This is a genomic window from Streptomyces lydicamycinicus (genome assembly GCF_000829715.2).
Lineage (GTDB): Bacteria > Actinomycetota > Actinomycetes > Streptomycetales > Streptomycetaceae > Streptomyces > Streptomyces lydicamycinicus.
In genome coordinates this window covers 417,847-439,455 of record NZ_BBNO01000001.1, presented here as the reverse complement: position 1 = coordinate 439,455, position 21,609 = coordinate 417,847, and the positions used below count along the sequence as shown (strand labels likewise).

Genomic DNA, 21,609 nt, shown 5'->3' with positions numbered 1-21,609 from the left:
ACAACCATGCCTGGTGGCACTTCCAAGGCAGTCGGCTGGGCCGTCAGGTCCGCCGCGCCTCACGGAGTCAACTTCCGACATGAGCATCTACGGCGGATTCCCTCCACTCTTCTGCGCAGAATTATCACGGAAAGAGATTTCAACGGGGCGTATGTCGGCGCCCGTGCGTCCGTCGACACCAGAGCCTTGCCCGACCCGGGACGATGCCTGAGCGCTCACATCCCTGCCATTACCTGCGCAGGCCGCCCCGCAAATCACCTGCCCCGCCCGCCCGGATCCCCGGGCGGGCGGGGCAGGTTCAACCGGAAATAGGTTGCACGAGACGTATCGTCTCGCTTACCTTGAGGGCATGACGACCCCGGAACACCCCAAGCGTGCCCATATCGCCATGTTCTCCATCGCCGCCCACGGGCACGTGAACCCGAGCCTCGAAGTGATCCGCGAGCTCGTCGCCCGGGGGCACCGTGTCACGTACGCGATCCCGCATCTTTTTGCGGAGAAGGTTGCCGAGACCGGGGCGGAGCCGGTGCTGTATCGCACGACGTTGCCGTCGCCGGATGATGACCCGTCGGCATGGGGGACCACGCTTCTCGACAACGTCGAGCCGTTTCTGAATGACGCGATTCAGGTGCTGCCGCAGCTCATCGACGCCTATCGCGGGGATGAGCCGGATCTTGTGCTGCATGACATCACCTCGTACCCGGCGCGTGTTCTTGCGCATCGCTGGGGGGTGCCGGCGGTCTCGCTTTCGCCGAACCTCGTGGCGTGGGAGGGGTATGAGGAGGAGGTCGCCGAGCCGATGTGGGCGGAGCCCAGGGCGACCGAGCGTGGGCGGGCCTACTACGAGAAGTTCAGCAACTGGCTTACGGAGAACGGGATCACGCAGCATCCCGATCCGTTCGTCGGCCGGCCGGGTCGTTCGATCGTGCTCATCCCCAAGGCACTTCAGCCGCATGCCGACCGGGTGGATGAGAAGGTCCACTCGTTCGTCGGCGCCTGCCAGGGGGAGCGTGCGGCGCAGGGGGGCTGGGAGCGGCCCGGGGGCGCCGAGCGCGTGTTGCTGGTCTCGCTCGGCTCGTCCTTCACCAAGCAGGCCGGTTTCTACCGCGAGTGCGTCAAGGCGTTCGGCGATCTGCCGGGCTGGCATGTCGTGCTCCAGGTGGGCAAGCATGTCACCGCGGAGGAGCTCGGGGAGATCCCCGGGAACATCGAAGTGCGGCAGTGGGTACCGCAGTTGGCGATCCTGAGGAAGGCCGACGCGTTCATCACGCATGCCGGCGCGGGTGGCAGTCAGGAGGGTCTGGCCACTGCCACGCCCATGGTGGCCGTCCCGCAGGCCGTCGACCAGTTCGGTAACGCGGACATGCTTCAGGGGCTCGGCGTGGCCCGCCATGTGCCGATGGACGAGGCGGACGCCGACACGCTCCGTGCGGCGGTGCTCGCGCTCGTCGAGGACCCGGAAGTGGCACGGCGGCTCGCGGCCGTCCAGCGGGAGATGGCCGACGAGGGCGGCACCCAGCGGGCGGCCGACCTCATCGAGGCCGAGCTGCCTGTGGAGTGAGACAACAGCCGTGGGTGCGGCAACAGCCGGGGAGTGCGGCAACAGCCGGGCGGGGCGCGTGCCGTACGGGGTGTGCCGTACGGGGTCCCGCACGGTGGCTGATCCGGGCGTGTCGAGGGGGGCGAAGGCTTGGCATCCCTGGAGACCGCGTGCTGGGAGCATCGTCGTGAACGAGAACGAACTGCGGCACCTGCGCCGCTGTGTGGAGCTGGCGACCGAGGCGCTGGAGGCGGGCGACGAACCGTTCGGCTCCGTGCTCGTCGGCGGGGACGGGAGTGTCCTCGCCGAGGACCACAACCGGGTGGCCTCCGGCGACCGGACCCGTCACCCGGAATTCGAGCTGGCGCGCTGGTCCTCGGCGCACCTGTCCCCCGAGGAACGAGCGGCGGCGACCGTCTACACCTCCGGTGAGCACTGCCCGATGTGCGCCGCAGCGCACGGCTGGGCCGGGCTGGGGCGCATCGTGTACGTGAGCTCCTCCGAGCAACTGATGGCCTGGCTCGGCGAGCTGGAGGTTCCCGCCCCTCCCGTACGCGCCCTCCCGATCCGGGACGTCGTTCCCGACCTCGTGGTGGAGGGCCCGGTTCCCGGCCTCGCGGAGCAGGTGCGTGAGCTGCACCGCCGCTTTCACCGCGCGTCCTGATGTGCCCTGGCACGCCCTGACACGCCACCTCCTCCTCAAGCGCCGTCGGTCTCCTCAAGCACCGTCGTCTCATCACGCGCCGTCGGTCTCCTCAAGACCGCCGGCCGCATCAAGCAGCGCCGGCCGCACCGTCGCGAACGGCCCTGGCGGGACGCGTACCCGGTAGCTGCGCTCAAAGCCCGGGGAGCGGCCGGTCGGATGCCGCCGCCGCATCGATGTAGACCACCAGTGTCTGCTCCCGCTGTTCGGCCAGGTGGAAGGCGGTGTAGGCGTATTCAACCGGTCCGCGTTGCGGGTGGTGCAGGCGTTTGTGGCCGCTGTGGCGGGGCTGCACCTCGTAGTGGGGCCACCAGGCGCGTGCTTCCGGGCTGTGGGTGGTCAACTCGTCGATGAGGCGGGGGTAGCGCGGGTCGGCGGGGTGGCGTTCGGACAGGGTTCGGAGCCGGGCCAGCAGGGCGCGGGCCTCGGGTTCCCAGTCGAGCACGATGTCGCGGGCGGCCGGTTCGAGGAACGTCCAGCGGAGGAAGTTGGGCGGGCTCGTTGCCTCGTGGTCGATGAGGCGGGGGAAGAGGGCTTCGGCCGCCTGGTTGTGGCTGAGGACGTCGTAGGTGCCGTCGATGAGGTACGCGGGGTGGGGCTGGAGCAGGAGCGGTACGGCCGCGGCCTCGGGGGTGAGCGGTTCGCGGTGCTCGGGTTCGTCCGCGGGAGCGTGACCGGCCAGCTGGAGAAGGTGGGCGCGCTCATGGCGGTCGAGCCGTAGTGCGGTGGACAGGGCGGTCAGCACCTGTTCGGAGGCGCGGATCTCGCGTCCTTGCTCCAGGTACGTGTACCAGGTGGCGCTGATGCCGGCCAGCAGCGCCAGCTCCTCGCGGCGCAGGCCCGGCGTGCGGCGACGGGCGGTCTGCGGCAGGCCGACCTCGGCCGGAGTGAGGCGTTCCCGCCGACTGCGCAGGAACGCAGCCAGCTGCTGACGTTGGTCCGATGACGGGGGCATAGCAGCCTCAGTTCCAGAATAAGTACGTTCTGGATACCAGGCTAAGGCTGCTGGAGAGTGGTGGGCGAGGGCCGGACGCCGAAAAGCAGCGTGATGCGGTGCCGGCGGCTCTGACCGAGCTGCTGCGACGGCTGCGACAACTGCGACAGCTACGACGCCTCCTCCCGGCCCTCCCTCCCCCCCGGCCGAGAAGGAAGGAAGTTCCTCATGTCTGGAATTGAAGGAAAAGTGGTGGCTGTTACGGGAGCCAGCAGTGGTATCGGTGCGGCGACCGCGTTGTTGCTCGCCGAGCGCGGCGCGCGGCTGGTTCTCGGTGCGCGGCGGTCCGAGCGGCTGGCGGAGTTGGTGGCCCGGATCGAGCGGGCGGGTGGCGCGGCCGTGCAGCTCCGCACCGATGTGACCCGGCGGGACGACCTGCACGCCCTGGTCGCGCTGGCCCGTGAGCGCTTCGGCCGGCTCGACGTCCTGGTCAGCAATGCCGGGGCCGGCACGATCTCGCCGCTCGACGATCTGCGCGTCGAGGAGTGGGACCGGATGGTCGACGTCAATGTGAAGGGCGTGCTGCACGGCATCGCCGCCGCACTGCCGGTCTTCCGCGCACAGGGCGCCGGGCACTTCGTCACCATCGCCTCCACCGCCGCCTTTCGCGTCGTCCCGGCCATGGCGGTCTACGCCGGCACCAAGTACGCGGTCCGGGCGATCTGCGAAGGGCTGCGTCAGGAGGCCGGCGACGCGCTGCGGGTGACCACCGTCTCGCCCGGGGTGACCGCCACCGACTTCGCCGAGGCGTCGAGCAACGGCCGGGTCCGGGCGGAGATCACGAAGATGCGGGACGACATCGCCATACCGCCCGACGCGATCGCCCGCGCCATCGCGTTCGCCATCGAGCAGCCCGCCGCGGTCGATGTGAACGAGGTCGTCGTCCGGCCGGTCGCCCAGGGCTGACGGCGGGCGGAATTCCCGTACGGCGTGCGGTGTGTGCGAGGCGGGGTGATTGGATGGCGCCAGGAGTGAGGAGAGGTTGCCGTGCCCCGTACAGGCTCAGCCGGCCGTAGTGCCGGTGTGGATCCCGAGCAGCTCTGGTCGCAGGCCGAACGCCCGCGGCGGGGGCGGCCGCCGGCCCACAGCCGCGCCGCGATCACCACCGCGGCCATTGCCCTCGCCGATGCCGAAGGGCTCGCCGCGGTCACCATGCGCGCGGTCGCGGCCCGGATCGGGGCCGGCACGATGTCTCTCTACAGCTACGTCCCCAACAAGGAGACGCTGCTGGAGCTGATGATCGACCAGGTGAGCGGCGACCACGCGCTGCCGGCTGCGCCGTCCGGCAACTGGCGGGCCGACCTGCGACAGTTCGCGCAGGAGCAGCGCACGATCATGCGGCGCCATCCGTGGCTCCCCGGGGCGCTCTCGGCCCGGCAGACGCTCGGCCCGAACGCGCTCGCCGCCCTGGAGTACGCCCTCGCCGTGCTCGCCCCCGTCGGCCTGGAGGCCCCTGCCCGGCTGGAGACGTTCAGCCTGCTCACCGGCTTCGTGGCCAGCCATGTTTCCTATGAACTCGCCCAGGAGCGGGCGGTCGAAGCCGGTGGGCCCACCTCCGGCGAACTCCTGGACGCGCAGGCCCGTTACCTCCGGTCGGTTGCCACCGAGGGCCGCTATCCCCACCTCGCGCAGGCCCTGGCGGTGCCGGGTCCTGACTCGGCACCGCAGGCCGTGTTCGACCGCCTGCTCGACCGCATGATCGATGGGCTGACGGCTGGGATGTGACGGGTTGGGTGGTGCGGCGGCCCAAGTGGGGCGCGCTGCACGGCGCACCCGCCCGGTCCCGACGTGCCGAACTCTCCTACAGGTCCAGTTCGGTGACGATGGCAGCGTGGTCGGAAGCCTGGTCGTCGGGTCCGGTCACGGTGTCGAACGGGGTCCCGAACTCGAAGATCCCACGACGCTCCACCTCGACCTTGTCCACCTTGGCGAACAGCTCCGGCGAGAACATCAGGTAGTCGATCTTGTCGCTGGGGCTCGTGCACTTCCCGTGGGTGCCGGGCGGCCCCTCGTAACTGTCGTGGGTCATCGCGTCCTTCAGGCTGGTGGCCTCAAGGAACGTGAGCGGCGGGCTGCCTGGGTTGTCGTTGAGGTCCCCGGCGACCACGACATGGGCCGAGCGCTTGAGTGCGGCCCGGTAGAGCTGGGCGACACGCTCGCCTTGGAGCTTGCGCTTGTCGGCGCCTCCACCGCCACGCTTGCTCTTGAAGTGGTTCCCGAGGAGCCAGAGCGGTTCGCCATCGATGTCGATCTCGAATTCCGGGCAGTCCCGGCTGAAGATTTCCCGGGAATCCTTCGTATCGAAGATGTGCGAGCGTATGGAGGTGATCGGGTGCCGGCTGAACAGCCCGACGTCGATACCGCGAATGTCATTGCCGTCGATCAGCATGTTGAACGGATAGGGTTCCGCGTCGAATTGGCCCGCCAGCACCTGCTTGTTGAAGCGGTGCAGGGTGAGCCGGTCCTCGACTTCGACCGTCAGCAGTATGTCGGCGTTCACCTCGGCGATCACCCTGGCGGTGTTCTTGACGGCGTCCCAGCTGAGGTCGCCCTTGGCCAGTTCGACCCAGCCGACCCAGTCGGCCCGTCCCGCGACCTCGGCCCTGACCTCGATGTTCCTGCCCTCACCCTTGAGCAGCCGGGCCTGACCGCGCGGCTCGTTCACCAGGATCGTCTGGGTGGAGATTTCCTGGGAGACATCGACGCTGTGCTTCTTGAGCAGGTCGATGATCTTTTTCCTGTCGTTGGCCGAATACGTCTGGTGATCGAGGGTTTCGACAAGTTTCCTGAAGTCCTCCAGAATGGCGTTGTGCTCCGGTTCGCCACCGGTGCTGAAGACGATGGGCCTCCGGAAGAGGTTCTCGCAGTTGAAAGTGGCTATGCGAATGCTCATGGCCCCTCCTCACACTTCCGATTCTCCGGCCGTGTGCCATGGCTGTCGAACGGAGCAGGGCCGCTCCCGGGGGAGCGGCCCTGGGCGTCAGCGGCGGAGCGGGCTCTCGCAGCGGTGGGGGTGGGGGTCCGCCGACCCTACGGTCAATGTCCCGAGGTCAGTGTCCCGACCGCCCCGGCTTTCCTTCCGCCTTCTCTCCCGGCTCTTCTTCCGGCTTCTCTTCAGGCTTCTCTCCCGGCCGGGGTCCGAACGCCGTCAGGAAGCGGTCGCGGAAGGTGTCCATCCGCCAGACCGGGGTCTTCGGGCCGGGCTTCAGGCCGTTCTGCCAGTTCCAGCCGGAGATCCGGTCCAGTACGGCGGGGTCGTGGGCGACCAGTGCGACCGGTACGTCCCGGCTGGCGTGCTCGCCGGTGACGGTCGGGACGGGCTGGTGGTCGCCGAGGAAGACGAGCACGGTGTTCTTGTTGCCGTACTTCTCCATGTACGAGATGAGGCTGTGCAGCGAGTACTGGATCGCGCGGCGGTACTCGTTCCGTACCTGTGCGGGGTCCTTCCACACCTCCTTGGGGTCCTTGCCCGCCTTCTTGATGGCGTCGTAGACCGAGCCGTCGCCGAGTTCGTCCCAGCCGATCATCTTGGGGATGGGCGCCCAGGGGTTGTGGCTGGAGACGAGGATGATCTCCGACATCAGCGGCTTGTCATGGCGCTTGCCGTGCTCCAGGCGTTCAAAGGCCGACAGGCTGTATTGGTCGGGCACCCGCGACCAGCTGAACTGCGGGCCCCGGTAGCCGAGATGGTGGGTGTCGTAGACGTGGTCGAGGCCGTAGAACTTGCCCTCGGGCCAGGAGCGGGTGACGCCCGGCATGATGCCGGCCGTGCGCCAGGCACCGGAGCGCTTGAAGGCGTCGGTGAGCGGCATGCGGTCGCTGGAGGTGACGGTGCGGTAGCGCTGCTGGTTCTTGATCCACAGGCCGGACATGAACGTGGAGTGGGCCAGCCAACTGCCGCCGCCCGCCGTCGGTGAGGTGAGCCAGGCGCTCCGGGAGGCGAACCCGGCCTTGCGCAGCCGCTTGGTCCCGTCCTTGAGCACCGCGTCGACCTGTGACGCCATCGCGGGGTCCGCGATCGCGCTGCGGCCGTAGCTCTCGATGAAGGTGAAGATGACGTCCTTGCCGCGCAGTCCGGTCAGCAGTTGGTCGGGCGGGGTGTCGCGGAAGGCGTCGACGCCCGCTTCCTTGGCGAACACCTGCTGGTCGGCCAGGCTCGCGCGCAGCCGCTGCGCGCTGTCCCGGACGAGGTCGGCGGTGTTCGTGGCGGCGACCGGGACACCGGCGAGCTGTACACCGAGCGCCGCGCAGGTGATCCAGACGGTGCCGAGTACGAGGGTGGTACGGGTCGCCACGGCGCTGTGCCGCACCAGGAGGCGGGTGAGCCGGACGACCGCCAAGGTCATGAGGACAAGCAGGGCGAGCACGAGGAGCACGACGCCGGCCACGGCGCCGATCGCGCCCGCCTGACCTATCGAGTCCTTGAGGAACGACTCGGCGTCCTCGAACAGGCCCCAGTCGAGCACCGGGTCGAAGGGCCGCGCGAGCACCGAATAGAAGCCCATGTCGAGGCAGTTCAGGAGGGTCCGCAGGCCGAGGCCGACGCCGGCGACCACAGCCGCCACCCGCCGCGCCCTGGGCGGCAGGAGCAGAAGGAGGGCCGCGCCGAAGATGCCCTCCACCGGGATTCGCAGGAACTCGGCGGGGGTGAGGCGGGTGAGCTGATTCGGCAGCAGGAGCGCGGAGAGCACCAGTACGGCGGCCAGCGCGGTGACCGTCCGCCCCACGGCCCGCGCCACGGCCGGATACCGGTCCCGCCAGCCGCGGCCGGCGAGGGCCTCCTCGTCTGTGACGACCTCTTGGTCGGCGGCGGCGTCAGCGGTCGGGGCGGTGGCGGTGTCACCGGTCGAACCGCTGGTCGCGGACGCCTGGTCGGCAGTGGTCTGGCCGGCGGTGGTCTGGTCGGCAGTCGTCTGGTCGGCGGCGGTCCCGTCCGGCGTCTGCTCCGGAGGGCCGTCCGGCGTCTGTTCCGGAGGGCCGTCCGGCGGCGGGGCCTTTGTCGTGGTTGCCTTCTTCGTGTTCGGCGGCTGGCTGAGGCGCGTGGAGTGCGGCAACCCGAAGGTCCTTCCGTGCGAGGCCGGTGGTGGCACGGCGGACCGGAACCGGGGATTCGGCCGCCGTTATCTGTACGTGCGGCCGGCGGCTTCGGTTCAATCTTGGTCCCTCGTCGGGATCGCGCTCGGACGGCCGCGCCACCAACCGCCCTACAGGCGCCCACCGCCATCTCACCCAAAAGCGGATGTGCCCGGGATATCCCCGAGCACATTCGCGGCATACGGCGCAGATATCTATCGCGGGACAGCCCTCAGACCGCGGCCGGCTGCTCTTCCTTGCCGGCCGGCTCCGCGGGCGAAAGGCGAATGCGGCGGCGCTTGGCCACCAGCACCGCGGTGCGGGTGAGAACCATGGCGAGGGACATGAAGACAAAGGCGTTGGAGTAGACGTCCGGACCGCTGAGCTCATTTTCGATGCTGAAACGGACCAGGCCCTCGGCGAACCAGTGCTCGGCGCCGTAGGCGAAAAGGACGCGGGCGCTGGAGAGGACGATCCAGACCAGGGCGTAGCCGAATCCGCCGATGGTGTAGATCTGCCCGTCGGCGCCACGGTGGGCGGGGAGCAGGGCGCCGGCGACCAGACCGCAGATCACGCCCACGCCGACGCCGATGAGCTGGAAGGACGGGGCGTTCCCCGAGGTCGGGAAGGAGTCCACGAAGATCGCGATGATGACGGCGACCGCGAGTACGGAGCGCAGCATCCGCATATTGGTGACCCGGCGGCGGCCCAGGTCGGTCGCCAGGATGATGGTGAGAATGGAGGCGCTGGCAATCAGCGCGATAACGAACTGACTCAGGTGGTTCATGGAAATCCGGGGCCTTTCCGCAATGCTGCGAGGTCTGTTGCTCCGGCGGTTTCTGCGCTGTCCGCCGACCGCCGTCAACGACGTTATGGCGGCACCTTGTTGTGGGGGTACGACCGGCCGGTGGATTCAGCTGTCCACCGGTCGGTGGACAGCGCGGCCGAGGCGGAAGCGGGGGTGATAGGACTGGGGCCGCGGTGGCACGATGGCGCCCGCGCCCCGGTGCGGGGCCGTTCGAATGCAGGGGGATGGACACGGTGACGCGTGAGGCGCGGCGCGCGCCCGACGCACGGGTGCGTTGGTTCGGGCTGTGGGACAGCTACTTCGTGATCTGCTATCTGGTCACCACGGGGCTGGTGTTCACCTCCGCCGTACCGCAGACCGGGCGGTTGATCGCCATCGGTGCGCTGACGCTGGCCGTGCCCTGGTACGCGGGGATCGGGCGGCCGTTGATGCTGCGTCATGAGCGGGACCGGCGGAACGCGGTCTTCGCCGGTGGGCTCTTCGGGCTGTTCGGGCTCGCCACCGCGGTGGATCTGACGAGTGCGTTCGCGCTGTTCGCGCTCGTCCCGATGCTGATGATGAGCCTGGACACCCGGCCGGCCGTGGTGGCGGGCGTACTCGGCAATCTCGTCCCCGTCACGATGCTGTGGCTACAGGGCGGCGCCACCGCCCCGCTGATGCTGTTCGTGCTGCTGGCGTCGCTGCTCGGGATCGCCCTGTCCGTGCTCCTCGGGCTGTGGATCAAGAGGGTGGTACGGCAGAACAGGGAGCACGCCGAACTGATCGAGGAGCTGCGGAAGAACCGCGAGCAGGTGGCCCGGCTGTCGCACCAGGCCGGGATCTCCGCCGAGCGCGAGCGGCTGGCGCGGGAGATCCACGACACCCTGGCGCAGAGCCTGACCAGCATCATCAGCCTGGTGCAGGCCGCCGATGCGGAGGTGGAAGGCGCCCCCGCCGTGGCCCGGAAGCACCTCGCGCTGGTCGGGCGGATGGCCAAGGAGAGCCTGGCGGAGGCCCGTTCCTTCGTCGCCGACCGGACGCCCGCTTCACTGCGGGAGAGTTCCCTGGCGCAGGCGCTGCGGCGGCAGGCGGACGGGCTGGCAGCGCAGACCGGGCTGCTGGCGCGGTTCACCGTCGAGGGGGACGAGCGGCCGCTGCCGATGGCGGTCAATGTCGTCCTGCTGCGGGCCGCGCAGGAGGCCGGCACCAATGTGCGCAAGCACGCCGACGCCCGCACGGTGGACCTGGTGCTGCGGTACGACGAGGGCCACGTCGGGCTCCTAGTCACCGATGACGGCAAGGGGTTCGACGCCACGGAGGCGGAGCGCGGTGCGGCGGAGGGCGGTCAGGACGGGCCCGGCGGCGGGGACGAGGACAGCGGGTTCGGGCTGCGGGGCATGGCGGCCCGGCTGGCGGAGATCGGTGGGGCGATGAGCGTGCTGAGCGAGCCGGGAGCGGGCACCGTCGTCGAGGTGAAGGTGCCCTTGGACGGGGCGGCGGGGCGGCCGGACGGGCCGTCGGCACCGCGGGCCGACGTGGCGGAACGGCGGATGGAGGCGGCACATGAAGGGCGTTGAGGACCCGGCCGTGGTGCGGGTGCTGCTCGCGGACGATCATCCCGTCGTCCGCGAGGGCCTGTGCGCGATGCTCGAATCCGACCCGGGCATCGAGGTCGTGGGACAGGCGGGTTCCGGTGAGGAGGCCGTGACGCTGACCGAGCGGCTGACCCCGGATCTGGTGCTGCTGGATCTGCGGATGGGCGCGATGGACGGGGTCGCCGCCACCGGCCACATCCTGCGGAGGTCGCCGCGCACCAAGGTGGTCATCGTCACCACCTACGAGGACGACGGCGACATCCTGCGCGCCGTGGAGGCGGGCGCGGCCGGCTATCTCCTCAAGGGCAGTTCCCGGGCGGAGCTGATCGACGCGGTGCACGGTGCGGCGCGCGGGGCGACCGTGCTGACGCCTTCACTGGCCCCGAAGCTGTTCCGGGCGCGGGCGGTGGAGGCGCCGCTGCTGTCCGGCCGGGAGTGCGAGGTGCTGCGGCTGGTCAGTCAGGGGCTGACCAATGCCGAGATCGGCCGGCAGCTGTTCATCGGTGAGGCGACGGTCAAGACCCATCTCCTGCGGGCGTTCAAGAAGTTGGAGGTGTCGGACCGGACCGCCGCCGTGATCACGGCGCTGGAGCGCGGGTTGCTGGCGTAGGGGGTGTCGCCCGCTCACGGACGGACGGCGCGGAAGCGGAAGTTGTCCTTTCTGAGGCTGACGTCGGTGGTGGGGAAACCGGCGGCGCGCAGCCGGTCCGGGAGGGTCCGGGGCGGCACCGGGACATAGGTGTCCCGCAGGTGGATGAGGCGGAAGCCCCAGCCGGCCAGGCCGTCGCAGCCCGCGAAGACGCCGCCCGGCCGCAGCACCCGGAACGCCTCCGCGAAGAGCTGGTCCTGCTGCCGCGGCGACGGCACATGATGCAGCATCGTGAAGCAGAGGACGGCGTCGAAGCGGCCGTCCGGCAACGGCATCGCGCAGCCGTCGCCGTGCACGACATCGACCCGGTCGCCGTACTCCGCACGCAGTCGCTCCGCCGGTCCCTCGTCGACTTCGAGGACGCTCAGCCGGCCGCCGGTCCGCCGCGCCAGCACCCGCGTCGTGGCACCGTATCCGGGCCCGATCTCCAGGGTGTCGGCGCCCAGGGGGACGTCTTCGAGCGCCCAGGGCAGCAGGTCCTTCTCCACCGCGCGGGCCCACATCCGGGAGTTGCACAACCACTGGTGATAGCGATTCATGGAGGTCATGCGGCGAGCGTAGGGAGCGGCCGCGGTGACCACCACGCGACAGGGGGACATGTTGTATCGCAGGACGGACAGCGGTGAACAGCCGGACGGGAGCGGGGTGTTGGGCGAGGCGGAGCCGCCGGCCGGGCGCGAGGCGGCGGACGGTCAGGTGGCGCCGCCGGGGCCGCCCGCGGGGGCGGCGGTCGTCGTCGGGAGCTTCGCGATGGACCGGGGGCAGTGGTTCGGCCGCCATCGCCATGAGCACCATCAACTGGCCTGGGCGCGAAGGGGAGTTCTGGCCGTACGGGCCACCGGCAACACCTGGGTGCTGCCCCCGTCCATGGCGCTGTGGATCCCGGCCGGAACCCCGCACGCCACCGGCGCCGCCGGCCCGGCCCTCTTCCGGAGCCTGTACTTCCTGCCGGACCGCTGCCCGGTCGACTGGTCCGCGCCCACCGTCGTCGGCGTCTCACCCCTGCTGCGCGAGCTGATCTCGTACCTCTCGGACGGCACGCTGGACCCGGCGCCGCGCGAACGGGCCGAGGCCGTGGTCCTCGATCAGCTGCGGCCGGTGTCGGTGGCCACGGTGCAGGCGCCGATGCCGCGTGACCCGCGGGCGCGCCGGGTCGCGGAGGCGCTGCGTACCGATCCGTCGGACGGGCGGACGCTGGCGGAGTGGGGCCCCCGAGTGGGCGCGAGCGGCCGGACGCTGGCGCGGGCGTTCGTGGCGGACACCGGCATGCCGTACGGGCAGTGGCGCACCCGGATCCGGCTCCAGGCGGCGATGCCGCTGCTGGCCGGCGGCGCGACGGTGGCGGCGGTGGCGGCGCGGGTGGGCTATGCCTCCCCGAGTGCCTTCGTCGCGGCCTTCCGACGGGCGGTCGGGGTGCCGCCGGGCGCGTACTTCGCCCCCTAGCGGCGGACGGCGCGGAGCGTGCCCGCTGCCGGGCCCGCCGCCGCCCGCGAGGTCACCCCTCCCCCAGCCTCGCCCGGTCGGCCGCCGCTCTGCCCTGGTGCCAGCCGTCGGCGTCGCGCACGCCACGGAGGCGGACCGGGGCGGTGTCGGGGAAGAGGGCACCGGTGGTCTCCTCGACGGCGAGGGCGCGGGCGGCGAGGGCCGGGAGGAGGTCGGGGGCCGTGGGGGCGGACTCGGCGGTGGCGGCGGCCGTGGCGTCGGCGGTGGCCGCCGCGAGCCGGTCGCGGATGCGGTCGGCGTAGGCGACGAGGAAGGTCTGGCGGAAGTCCCGGGTGCGGCGGGAGCGGCCGCGGGCGTGGACGGCGTCGCCCGCGCGGTTCATCGCGGCGGTGGCCTGGAGCAGCAGCGAGGTGTAGAGCATCTCGGCCGCCTCCAGGTCGGGTGCGAAGCCGATGAGGGTGGAGAAGCCGACGTCGGCGGCCCAGACGGCCTGACAGCGGTTGGCGGCCGCGACCGCGTCGAGCAGCAGCGCCTTGGCCTGTTCGTAGGGCCCCTCGATGCCGATACGGATCGCTGACGGGCCGTCGGTCCGGCCGCCCGGGGTGCCGTCCGCGCGGTCGAGGAGCGCCTCATCGATGCTGTGCCGGGCCATCAGCTCCTGCGCCTTGGCGGACAGCGCCTCGGCCTCCTCGGCGTAGTCGGTCGCCTCGGCCTTGGCGAGCAGACCGCGGATCCGCCCGAGGGCGCGTGCCGCGGCGTCACCGGCGGGCCCGCTCCTGGTGCCGGGCCGCGGCGGGGCCGGCAGCGGGGTGATCCGGGGCAGCCGGGCGAGGAGGCGCAGCGCGGCCAGCACGTCGTACGCGGTCTCGAAGCGGGAGGCGCGGCGGCGCTTGGCCAGCGCGTCGAGGTAGCCGGTGTCGGCGGGCCACCAGACCTCGGCGCCGAGGTGCCGCAGCTGCTCGGACCAGCGCGGGTCCGGAGCCGGGCGGGCGGCCGGCGCCCGGGCCGCCTCGGCCGCGACGGCGTCGACGACCAGCGCCACCAGGTCGGGGCCGGAGGTCTCACGCCGTACGATCCGCGCCAGGTCGGCGGGTTGCCAGCCGCCCGCCCAGCACTGCCGTACGCCCGCCACGGCGGCCTCGACCACCGCCGCGCTCACCGCCGCCCAGCCGGCCTCGGCCGCCGCCAGCATCGAGGCGCCCGCCTCGATGGCGTCCTCGGCCCGCTCGCCGTCCGGCGCGTAACGGACGCTGCCGAGCACCTGCCCGACCAGTTCACCGGCCGACGGCAACTGTCCGCCGCGCCCTTTTCCTCCGCGCTCACTCACCCGTTCACTGTACGGAGGGCCCGCCGGCACCCTCCCGGGAGGCGGGTGCCGGGCCCGGCGTCAGAGCCGCACTTGGTAGAGGCCGAGGGTCCGCTCCGCGCGGTAGCCGAGGGCGGCGTTGACCGCCCGCATCGGGGTGTTCTCGTCCGCGACCGTCGTCTCGATCTCCCGTACGTCCGGCCGCTGCGCGCGCAGGTACTCCAGCATCCGCAGCTTGACGGCCCGGCCGAGGCCGCGGCCGCGGTGTGCGGGGACGACGACGGTGTCGTACTGCACGGCCTGTACGGAGTCCGGGGTGGGCAGCACGATTTCGGTGTAGCCGGCCACGGCGCCGTCGGCCTCCGCGAGGACCGCCACGGTCAGCAGGACACCGCCACGGTCCAGGACGACTTGGGCCGCGGCCCGTATCCGCTCGGTGTCCCAGGGGTCGTGCTGGTCGTCCAGGTCGCCGGTCGGGGCGTCCTGCATGGCGTCATGGGCGCGGGCGTGGGCGGCGGCATGCTCGTCGGGGACGACGCCGCTCCAGGTGGCGAAGCGGTAGCCGGGGGGCAGCGGGACGCCCGTGGCCGGTGTGGGGGCGGTCCGCACGTCCTGTACGTAGGCCACCAGCGGCAGCGCGCACTCCGCGCCCCGGGCGACGGCGAACCTCTCACCCGCGCCGCCCCGCTCCACCAGCGTGCTCACCGAGGTACGGCCCTCGGCGGCGAGCCGCCCGCGCACCGTCTCCCACAGGGCCCGGCCCACCCCGCGGCCGCGTCGGGCGGGGTGGACCGTCAGGGTGTCGAGGAAGGCGTTGCCGGCGTTCTCCGCGGTGTCGTGGAGGCGGAGCAGGGCGACGCCCGCGTAGCCGGTGGCGCCGCCGGGGGCCGGCAGCGCGACGGGGACGGCACGGCTGTGCAGGGAGGGGATCCGCAGCCGGCCGGCCTCGGCGGCCCGTTCGAGGGCGGGGCCGCCCGGCCGGTCGTGGGCACGGGCGGCGGCGAGCACGGCGAACCAGGCGTCGGTGTCGATGTCCATACGGCGGACCGTACGCAGCGACGATGCCCGGCGCGCCGTATTTTCGGCGCCGCCGGGCATCGGTCACTTCGGGCGGTGAGCGGTCAGGTCACCCGCGCGCCCAGGGCGCCGGGCTCGGCCGTCTCAGCGGGCCGTCACTGCACCGCGCTGCCGGCCACCCACTGCGACCAGTCCATGTTCCAGCCGTTCAGGCCGTTGTCCGGCTTGACGCTCTTGTCGGGGGAGTTGACGACATCGACCACGTCACCGGTCCGCGAGTGGTCGAAGAACCAGGCGCCGTCCGTCTTGGGGTCCTTGGCGCCCTTGGCGTCCTCCAGGCCGATGCAGCCATGGCTGGTGTTGGCCTTGCCGAAGATGCCCTTGCCCCAGTAGTTGCCGTGGATAAAGGTGCCGGAGTTGGTCAGGCGCATGGCGTGCGGAACATCGGGGATGTCGTACTCGCCCTTGCCGTTGTGCTTCTTGAAGCCGACCGTCGAACCGTTCATCCGGGTCTGCTTGAACCGCTCGGAGATCACCATCTTGCCGTTGTAGGTGGCGTTCTCGTCGCTGCCGGCCGAGATCGGGATGGTCTTGAGGGTCCGGCCGTCCCGCACCACGGTCATCTGGTGCGCCTTGGTGTCGACGGTGCTGATCTGCGCGTGGCCGACGTGGAAGCTGACGGTCTTGTTCTGGATGCCCTTGACGCCCGGCGACGCCTCGACGCCGTCCAGGCCGAGTTCCATGGTGACCTCGGAGTTCGCCTTCCAGTACGTCTGGGGGCGGAAGTCCAGCCGCTTGTCGTTGAACCAGTGGCCGACGACCTTCTGGTTGCTGCTCGACGCGACCTTGATCGCGGACTCCACGTCCGTCTTGTTCTTGACCGGCTTGTCGAAGTTGATCGACACCGGCATGCCGACACCGACGGTCGAGCCGTCCTCCGGCGTGAAGTTTCCGATGAAGCTGTTCGCCGGGGCGACGGTGGTGAAGCTGGAGTTCTCCACCGCCTTACGTCCCTGGGAGTCCACCGCGTGCGCGGTGACCTTGTACTTCGTCGAGCGGCTCAGCGGCTGGTCCGGCTTCCAGGAGCTGCCGTCGGCGGACAGCGTGCCCTCGACCGGCTGCTTGGTCTCGACCGAGGTCATGGTGACATCGGTGAGTTTCCCGTCGCTGACCGTGACACTCGCGTCACTGTTGAGACCGGTGTCGGTGGCGCCGTCCTCCGGGAGGATCGTGATCTTGGCATCGGAGGCGTCCTTCGCCGCCGCCTCGTCCACCTGGCGGATGTTCTCGTGCCAGGTGGCGTCAGCACCGTCATGACCTCGGTCAGCCGCACTGCTGCCACCACACGCCGCAAGCGTGAGTACGCCCCCGAGCAGCGCGGCGCTGGCTATGAGGCCCTTCCGGCGCTTGCTGTCCGTCATCACACGCATCTCCATTGCTACCGATTTCGCACGTTTCCCCGAGCGAGCAGCCAACTGAACGCCGGCTCATATGGACGCTGGCATTCCGGCCGACGCCATTTGAACGCCTTTTCCGTTTCGCCCGTTCCATGCGTCCATAAAGTGTGGGGAAGGCCACTTATGGCCCGGACCGGTCAAATCGTGATCATCCGGCGCGGGCGCACCGCCACGTAGTCGACCCCCGTACGGCGGGGAGCCGTACGGGGGCCGTGGCCATCGGGGGTTCCGGTCAGCCCTCCCCGTCCGCGTCATCCGCCAGATCCCACTCCGCCGCGTCCCACTCGGCGTCCGGGTCGTAGTCGGTCAGCTCCTCGCTGCTCCAGGAGGCCTGTGCGAGTTCGGCGCCCGGCACCTTGGTGACGAGGTCGAACGGGTCGATCAGATGGGCCAGCGCCTCCGCCGGATCCTCCCGGACGGTCTCCAGGGACTGTCTGCGCTCCTCGCCGGGCAGCGAGGGGTCCCCGTCGATGTGGTCGACGGCGGCGCCGGTCAGCCGGCCCGCGTCGGTGACCTCCATGATCAATTCGACATGAAGGCGCACAAAACGTGATGTCTCACCATTGCTCATAGCACGGAGGTTAGGCATGGACGGCTCCCGACTTCCCCGCGACCCGCGGCGGTCATTAACATCTGAGCTCAACGGCCAATTGCCGAACCCACAAGGGGGATCGCTTCCGTGACCGCACGACGACCACTGTTGACCGCCACGGCCGCGGGATCGGTGCTGTTCGCCCTGTGGTTCGTACCGTCCGCCAATGCCACCGCGGAAGATGACGGTGCGTCGGATTCCGCGCTGCGGGTGGCGTCCGCACCGGACGGTCCCGGCCTGGCCGACCGCGCGGTCAGCGGGGCACAGGAGACCGTCAGCGGGTCCACGACGGCCACCTCGGGCGACAGCGGCGCGGGCAGCGGAACCGGCGGGAGCCGGCCCGCCGGCCGCCCGCATTTCCTCGCCGACACCGGCAGCCCGGACACCACGCCGTACGTGATCGGCGGCGTCGCCTGTCTCGCGCTCGGCGCCGGCCTGGTCAGCTACTCCGTCCGCCGCACCCACGGCGAGACCGGCTGAGCGACGAGGCCGGCCGCGAGCCGACGGCCCGGCCGTCGTCAGGCCAGCGTGCCCGTGACCGACTCCACGGCCGCCACCAGCTTCCCGCCCCGTACGAACGCATACGCGCTCTCCAGGTCCGGCGCCAGGAAGCGGTCCTCGCCCGGCCCCTGGACGCCCGCTCCGCGCACCGCGTCCAGGACGGCGCGGGTGGCGGGGGCCGGCGTCAGGCCCTCCCGCATCTCGATGGCACGGGTCGCCGCATAGAGCTCGACGGCGATGATCCGGGTCAGGTTGTCGACCGCGGTGCGCAGCTTGCGCGCCGCCGACCAGCCCATCGAGACATGGTCCTCCTGCATCGCGGAGGACGGAATGGAGTCCACCGACGCGGGCGCGGCCAGCCGCTTCAACTCGCTGACCAGCGCGGCCTGGGTGTACTGGGCGATCATCAGCCCGGAGTCGACACCCGGGTCACCAGCCAGGAAGGCGGGCAGCCCGTGCGAACGGTTCTTGTCCAGGAGGCGGTCGGTGCGGCGCTCCGCGATCGAGCCGAGGTCGGCCGCGGCGATGGCCAGGAAGTCCAGGACGTAGGCCACCGGCGCGCCGTGGAAGTTGCCGTTGGACTCGACCCGGCCGTCCGGGAGGACGACGGGGTTGTCGACGGCGGCGGCCAGCTCCCGGTCCGCGACCAGGCGGGCGTGGTCGAGGGTGTCGCGGCCGGCGCCGGCGACCTGCGGGGCGCAGCGGATGGAGTAGGCGTCCTGGACGCGCGGGGCATCGTCCTGGTGGTGACCGGTGAACTCCGAACCGGCCAGCACCTTGGCCATGTTGGCGGCCGCGGCGGCCTGCCCGGGGTGCGGGCGGATGGCGTGCAGCTCGGGGGCGAGGACCTTGTCCGTGCCGAGCAGCGCCTCCAGGGAGAGGGCCGCGGTGATGTCCGCCGAGGTGAACAGCCGGGCGAGATCGGCGCAGGCCATCACGAGCATGCCGAGCATGCCGTCGGTGCCGTTGAGGAGGGCCAGGCCCTCCTTCTCGCGCAGTTCGACGGGCTCGATGCCGTGCGCGGCCAGCAGCTCCGCGGCCGGCCGTACGACACCGTCGGGGCCTTCCGCGTCGCCCTCGCCCATCAGCGCCAGCGCACAGTGCGAGAGCGGCGCCAGGTCGCCGGAGCAGCCGAGCGAGCCGTATTCGTGGACGACGGGCGTGATGCCGGCGTTGAGGAGGGCGGCCATCGTCTCGACGACGAGCGGGCGGACGCCGGTGTGCCCGGAGGCGAGCGTCTTCAGCCGCAGGAACATCAGCGCGCGGACGACCTCCCGCTCGACCCGCGGGCCCATCCCGGCCGCGTGCGAGCGCACGATGTTGCGCTGGAGCTGCACCCGCAGCTCGGGGCTGATGTGGCGGACGGCGAGGGCACCGAAGCCGGTGGAGACGCCGTAGACGGGGTCGGGCTTGGCGGCGAGTTCGTCGATGAAGGCGCGGGAGGTGGCGACGGCCGCGAGGGCTTCCTCGGACAGCTCGATCCGGGCCGCGCCGCGAGCCACCGCGATGACGTCCTGTGCGGTCGTGCCGGACGTCCCCAGCACCACAGTGTGCATATCCATATTCAGGAACCCTAGAGACTGAATCGCCGGATGTCACCACCGGATTTCGTGATCACCCCTTACCGATCTCCGCGACGGACCGGTGCCGCCATACGGACCGACCTCCTCACCTCCGGAAGCGCCGGCGCTCCGGCCCCGTCCGGCGGTCCGGGGCGTCCGCGAGCCGGACGACCGGGTCGTCCTTGCCGCCGTGCCGCCCGGCGATCACCGGCTCGCCGGACCGCGCCGCCTTGGCCTTGTACTGCGCGGCGTCCGCGAGCCGGAAGAGCCGGCGGGCGCTGCGCACCGGGCCGATCGGGTCCCCGGTCGAGGCGACCCCGACCGCGACCCCCTCACCGAGGTCCAACTCCCCCGCCCGGTCGCACAGTTCACCGGCCACCTTGACCACCTCGTCGGCCGGCGGCCCCACCGCGAGCAGACAGAACTCATCGCCGCCGAGCCGGGCGACGAGGGTGCCCGGCAGCATCGCGCCGCACAGCGACAGCACCGAGCCGAAACGCTCCAGCAGACGGTCGCCGACCGCGTGGCCGCGGGAGTCGTTCACCCGCTTCAGCCCGTTGAGGTCGCACACCACCAGGCTGACCACCACCTCGTCCCGGCGGTGCAGCTCCAGCGCCTCGTCCAGCCGCATATCGACGGCACGGCGATTGGCGAGGCCGGTCAGCGCGTCGGTGAAGGCCAGCCGGCGGGCCTCCGCCAGCCGCTCGGTCTGCGCGATCCCGGCGGCCGTCACCGCGGCCAGCACACTCGCGAAGTCGGCGTCCGCCCGGCCGAAGACCGGCTCCCCCGTTCGCCGCGCGACATACAGCTCACCCCAGGCCCGCCCGTGCAGCACGATCGGCGCGACCACACAGCAGCCCCGGCCGCGGCGGCGCAGCGCGGCCATCCGCTGGCGGTTGCCGCCGCCGGCCCCGGCCGGCCCCTCCTCCGGTGCCGGGGGCGCCGGGGCGTGCACCCCCTCGGCGGTCTCCACCCAGGCGCTCGGCTCGCCACCGCCCGCCCACTGCTCGTGCAGAAAGCCGACGATCTCCGGGAATTCATGGACGGGGTAGCTCTCGTCGTCCGGGAACTCCTCCTCGTCCTCGGCGAGTTCGCCGGTATTGACCAGCACCCGCAGCTTCCCCAGCTCGCGCTCCCATTTCGAGATCGCGGCGAAGGAGCCGCCCAGGGCCTGACGCACCCCCAGCGCCGCGGCGTGCGCCGATTCGCGCGGCGTGTGCGCGGCCGCCATCGCCTGCGCCAGCTCCACCACTGCCCGCAGCCTCGCATCGCCCTCGCCCGTCACCGGATCCTCGCATTCCGTCACCGTGAGCACGCTCTGTACTACAGCGTAGGAATGTTTAACCCCTTTCGCCCCTTTCCGTGCGCGATCGACACCCGGGCGTTATGCGCGTCGTTCCTGGTCGGAGGTCGGGGAGGAGGCACGGAAGGGCCACGGGAGCGGCGTTTACGTTGTGTCATCACGCACGGACCGCGGGGAACGCCCGGCGCTCGCAGGCGACCGCCCCCGCCCTCCTCGCCAACCGGACCACCCGCCTCACTCCCCGGGCCACTCCGGATCCCGCTTCTCGTTGAAGGCCGCCACACCCTCCGCCCGGTCCCCGGAGAAGGCCACACTGCGCCAGGCGCCGTCCTCCAGGTCCAGGCCGGCCCGCAGATCCAGCCCGTGCCCCAGCCGCATGGCGCGCTTGGCGGCCCGCAGGCCGACCGGCGAATTGCGGGCGATCCGGGCCGCCAGCTCCAGCGCCTCGGCCCGGTCCTGCCCGTCCGCCGCCAGCTGATCGACCAGCCCCAGCTCCACGGCCTCGGGTGCCGGCACCCGGCGCGCGGTGAACACCAGCTCGGCCGCCCGCGCCGCGCCCACCCGGCGCGGCAGCAGCTGGGTCCCCCCGCCACCCGGGATGACCCCCACCGACACCTCCGGCAGCCCGACCACGGCCGTACCGTCGGCGACGATCAGATCGCAGGCCAGTGCCAGCTCGAAGCCCCCGCCGAGCGCGAAGCCGTGCACCGCGGCGATGGTCGGCACCGGCAGTTCCAGCACGCCCGTATAGGCGGCGCGGGTGTGCGGGCGCTGGCGCATCAGGTCGGCGTCCGTGAAGGAGTTGCGCTCCTTGAGGTCGGCGCCCACGCAGAACGCCCGCTCATGGGTGGAGCTGAGGACCACCGCCCGCACGGAGCGGTCCCCGGCCAGCTCGGCGCAGGCCTGCGCAAGGCTGTCGGCCATGGCCGTCGAGACGGCGTTCATGGCCTTGGGGCGGTCCATGACCAGCTCCGCCACGAAGCCGTGCCGCTCGACGGCGACCCAGCCGTCCGCACCGAACAGCTGCCGTTCCCGTTGCATACAGCCCTCCCTGTTAACGGTCGTTGACCTGACGTGGGGATCATGT

At 71.4% G+C, this 21,609-nt stretch carries 20 protein-coding genes; 8 read left to right on the top strand and 12 right to left on the bottom strand.

Going from position 1 to position 21,609, the window contains the following annotated elements; genetic code table 11:
• The first annotated feature begins 349 nt into the window (after window positions 1-349).
• Both mgt and TU31_RS01915 read left to right on the top strand, forming a co-directional pair.
• On the top strand, window positions 350-1,561 hold the full coding sequence (gene mgt / locus TU31_RS01920) for a macrolide-inactivating glycosyltransferase (protein ID WP_042147881.1): 1,212 nt from the start codon (window positions 350-352) through the stop codon (window positions 1,559-1,561).
• A gap of 160 nt (window positions 1,562-1,721) precedes the next feature.
• Window positions 1,722-2,204 (top strand): nucleoside deaminase, encoded by a 483-nt coding sequence (locus TU31_RS01915; RefSeq protein WP_042149790.1) that lies wholly within the window; start codon window positions 1,722-1,724, stop codon window positions 2,202-2,204.
• 172 nt (window positions 2,205-2,376) lie between these two features.
• Here the strand turns inward: TU31_RS01915 and TU31_RS01910 are convergent, their stop codons facing one another.
• Window positions 2,377-3,198: a helix-turn-helix transcriptional regulator gene (locus TU31_RS01910; RefSeq protein ID WP_042147877.1), complete on the bottom strand. Its 822-nt coding sequence runs from the start codon at window positions 3,196-3,198 to the stop codon at window positions 2,377-2,379.
• Window positions 3,199-3,405: 207 nt separating this feature from the next.
• Between TU31_RS01910 and TU31_RS01905 the strand changes: the two genes are divergently transcribed.
• Both TU31_RS01905 and TU31_RS01900 read left to right on the top strand, forming a co-directional pair.
• A complete protein-coding gene (locus TU31_RS01905; protein WP_042147869.1) occupies window positions 3,406-4,143 on the top strand; it encodes an SDR family oxidoreductase in 738 nt (245 codons plus the stop codon).
• Window positions 4,144-4,260: 117 nt separating this feature from the next.
• Window positions 4,261-4,962 (top strand): TetR/AcrR family transcriptional regulator, encoded by a 702-nt coding sequence (locus tag TU31_RS01900; protein ID WP_042147867.1) that lies wholly within the window; start codon window positions 4,261-4,263, stop codon window positions 4,960-4,962.
• A gap of 76 nt (window positions 4,963-5,038) precedes the next feature.
• Here TU31_RS01900 and TU31_RS01895 read toward each other — a convergent pair whose 3' ends face one another.
• From TU31_RS01895 to TU31_RS01885, 3 genes are all read right to left on the bottom strand, one after another.
• Window positions 5,039-6,130 (bottom strand): endonuclease/exonuclease/phosphatase family protein, encoded by a 1,092-nt coding sequence (locus tag TU31_RS01895; RefSeq protein WP_042147864.1) that lies wholly within the window; start codon window positions 6,128-6,130, stop codon window positions 5,039-5,041.
• A gap of 157 nt (window positions 6,131-6,287) precedes the next feature.
• Complete coding sequence (locus TU31_RS01890) at window positions 6,288-8,291, bottom strand: alkaline phosphatase family protein (RefSeq protein ID WP_245698376.1); 2,004 nt, start codon at window positions 8,289-8,291, stop codon at window positions 6,288-6,290.
• A gap of 251 nt (window positions 8,292-8,542) precedes the next feature.
• Window positions 8,543-9,097 (bottom strand): hypothetical protein, encoded by a 555-nt coding sequence (locus tag TU31_RS01885; protein ID WP_042147862.1) that lies wholly within the window; start codon window positions 9,095-9,097, stop codon window positions 8,543-8,545.
• A gap of 245 nt (window positions 9,098-9,342) precedes the next feature.
• On the opposite strand from TU31_RS01885, the gene TU31_RS01880 reads away from it, so the two are divergent.
• Window positions 9,343-10,674 carry a sensor histidine kinase gene (locus TU31_RS01880; RefSeq protein ID WP_042147860.1) on the top strand — a complete coding sequence of 444 codons (1,332 nt, stop codon included), beginning with the start codon at window positions 9,343-9,345 and terminating at the stop codon, window positions 10,672-10,674.
• Entirely contained in the window at window positions 10,661-11,302 is a 642-nt protein-coding gene (locus TU31_RS01875) for a response regulator (RefSeq protein WP_107070599.1), read from the top strand. Before TU31_RS01880 ends, TU31_RS01875 begins: the two co-directional genes overlap by 14 nt.
• A gap of 14 nt (window positions 11,303-11,316) precedes the next feature.
• Here TU31_RS01875 and TU31_RS01870 read toward each other — a convergent pair whose 3' ends face one another.
• Window positions 11,317-11,889: a class I SAM-dependent methyltransferase gene (locus tag TU31_RS01870; RefSeq protein WP_181018511.1), complete on the bottom strand. Its 573-nt coding sequence runs from the start codon at window positions 11,887-11,889 to the stop codon at window positions 11,317-11,319.
• Window positions 11,890-11,914: 25 nt separating this feature from the next.
• On the opposite strand from TU31_RS01870, the gene TU31_RS01865 reads away from it, so the two are divergent.
• Complete coding sequence (locus TU31_RS01865) at window positions 11,915-12,784, top strand: AraC family transcriptional regulator (RefSeq protein ID WP_275451767.1); 870 nt, start codon at window positions 11,915-11,917, stop codon at window positions 12,782-12,784.
• Window positions 12,785-12,836: 52 nt separating this feature from the next.
• Here TU31_RS01865 and TU31_RS01860 read toward each other — a convergent pair whose 3' ends face one another.
• The 4 genes from TU31_RS01860 to TU31_RS01845 form a co-directional block, all read right to left on the bottom strand.
• The gene (locus TU31_RS01860) at window positions 12,837-14,045 is read right to left on the bottom strand and encodes a DUF2786 domain-containing protein (protein ID WP_078885556.1); all 1,209 of its coding nucleotides are present in this window, start codon (window positions 14,043-14,045) and stop codon (window positions 12,837-12,839) included.
• A 126-nt stretch (window positions 14,046-14,171) separates the two neighbouring features.
• Window positions 14,172-15,128, bottom strand: coding sequence for a GNAT family N-acetyltransferase (locus TU31_RS01855; protein WP_042147852.1), 957 nt, complete (start codon window positions 15,126-15,128; stop codon window positions 14,172-14,174).
• A gap of 134 nt (window positions 15,129-15,262) precedes the next feature.
• Window positions 15,263-16,528 (bottom strand): L,D-transpeptidase, encoded by a 1,266-nt coding sequence (locus tag TU31_RS01850; protein WP_107070622.1) that lies wholly within the window; start codon window positions 16,526-16,528, stop codon window positions 15,263-15,265.
• Between the two features lie 268 nt (window positions 16,529-16,796).
• Window positions 16,797-17,135, bottom strand: coding sequence for a hypothetical protein (locus tag TU31_RS01845; protein WP_042147847.1), 339 nt, complete (start codon window positions 17,133-17,135; stop codon window positions 16,797-16,799).
• A 108-nt stretch (window positions 17,136-17,243) separates the two neighbouring features.
• Between TU31_RS01845 and TU31_RS01840 the strand changes: the two genes are divergently transcribed.
• On the top strand, window positions 17,244-17,636 hold the full coding sequence (locus TU31_RS01840; protein ID WP_042147845.1) for a hypothetical protein: 393 nt from the start codon (window positions 17,244-17,246) through the stop codon (window positions 17,634-17,636).
• 38 nt (window positions 17,637-17,674) lie between these two features.
• Here TU31_RS01840 and hutH read toward each other — a convergent pair whose 3' ends face one another.
• From hutH to TU31_RS01825, 3 genes are all read right to left on the bottom strand, one after another.
• Window positions 17,675-19,219 carry a histidine ammonia-lyase gene (hutH, locus tag TU31_RS01835; protein WP_042147843.1) on the bottom strand — a complete coding sequence of 515 codons (1,545 nt, stop codon included), beginning with the start codon at window positions 19,217-19,219 and terminating at the stop codon, window positions 17,675-17,677.
• Window positions 19,220-19,325: 106 nt separating this feature from the next.
• Entirely contained in the window at window positions 19,326-20,450 is a 1,125-nt protein-coding gene (locus tag TU31_RS01830) for a GGDEF domain-containing protein (RefSeq protein WP_042149779.1), read from the bottom strand.
• Window positions 20,451-20,756: 306 nt separating this feature from the next.
• Entirely contained in the window at window positions 20,757-21,563 is an 807-nt protein-coding gene (locus tag TU31_RS01825) for an enoyl-CoA hydratase/isomerase family protein (protein WP_042147840.1), read from the bottom strand.
• Window positions 21,564-21,609 lie beyond the last annotated feature (46 nt).

Bases quoted from the DNA above. Each gene is read 5' to 3' on its own strand.
- mgt (WP_042147881.1), top strand. From the start codon at position 350: ATGACGACCCCGGAACACCCCAAGCGTGCCCATATCGCCATGTTCTCC.
- TU31_RS01910 (WP_042147877.1), bottom strand. From the start codon at position 3,198: ATGCCCCCGTCATCGGACCAACGTCAGCAGCTGGCTGCGTTCCTGCGC.
- TU31_RS01905 (WP_042147869.1), top strand. From the start codon at position 3,406: ATGTCTGGAATTGAAGGAAAAGTGGTGGCTGTTACGGGAGCCAGCAGT.
- TU31_RS01895 (WP_042147864.1), bottom strand. From the start codon at position 6,130: ATGAGCATTCGCATAGCCACTTTCAACTGCGAGAACCTCTTCCGGAGG.
- TU31_RS01885 (WP_042147862.1), bottom strand. From the start codon at position 9,097: ATGAACCACCTGAGTCAGTTCGTTATCGCGCTGATTGCCAGCGCCTCC.
- TU31_RS01880 (WP_042147860.1), top strand. From the start codon at position 9,343: ATGGACACGGTGACGCGTGAGGCGCGGCGCGCGCCCGACGCACGGGTG.
- TU31_RS01875 (WP_107070599.1), top strand. From the start codon at position 10,661: ATGAAGGGCGTTGAGGACCCGGCCGTGGTGCGGGTGCTGCTCGCGGAC.
- TU31_RS01870 (WP_181018511.1), bottom strand. From the start codon at position 11,889: ATGACCTCCATGAATCGCTATCACCAGTGGTTGTGCAACTCCCGGATG.
- TU31_RS01855 (WP_042147852.1), bottom strand. From the start codon at position 15,128: ATGGACATCGACACCGACGCCTGGTTCGCCGTGCTCGCCGCCGCCCGT.
- TU31_RS01850 (WP_107070622.1), bottom strand. From the start codon at position 16,528: ATGACGGACAGCAAGCGCCGGAAGGGCCTCATAGCCAGCGCCGCGCTG.
- TU31_RS01845 (WP_042147847.1), bottom strand. From the start codon at position 17,135: ATGAGCAATGGTGAGACATCACGTTTTGTGCGCCTTCATGTCGAATTG.
- hutH (WP_042147843.1), bottom strand. From the start codon at position 19,219: ATGGATATGCACACTGTGGTGCTGGGGACGTCCGGCACGACCGCACAG.
- TU31_RS01830 (WP_042149779.1), bottom strand. From the start codon at position 20,450: ATGGCGGCCGCGCACACGCCGCGCGAATCGGCGCACGCCGCGGCGCTG.
- TU31_RS01825 (WP_042147840.1), bottom strand. From the start codon at position 21,563: ATGCAACGGGAACGGCAGCTGTTCGGTGCGGACGGCTGGGTCGCCGTC.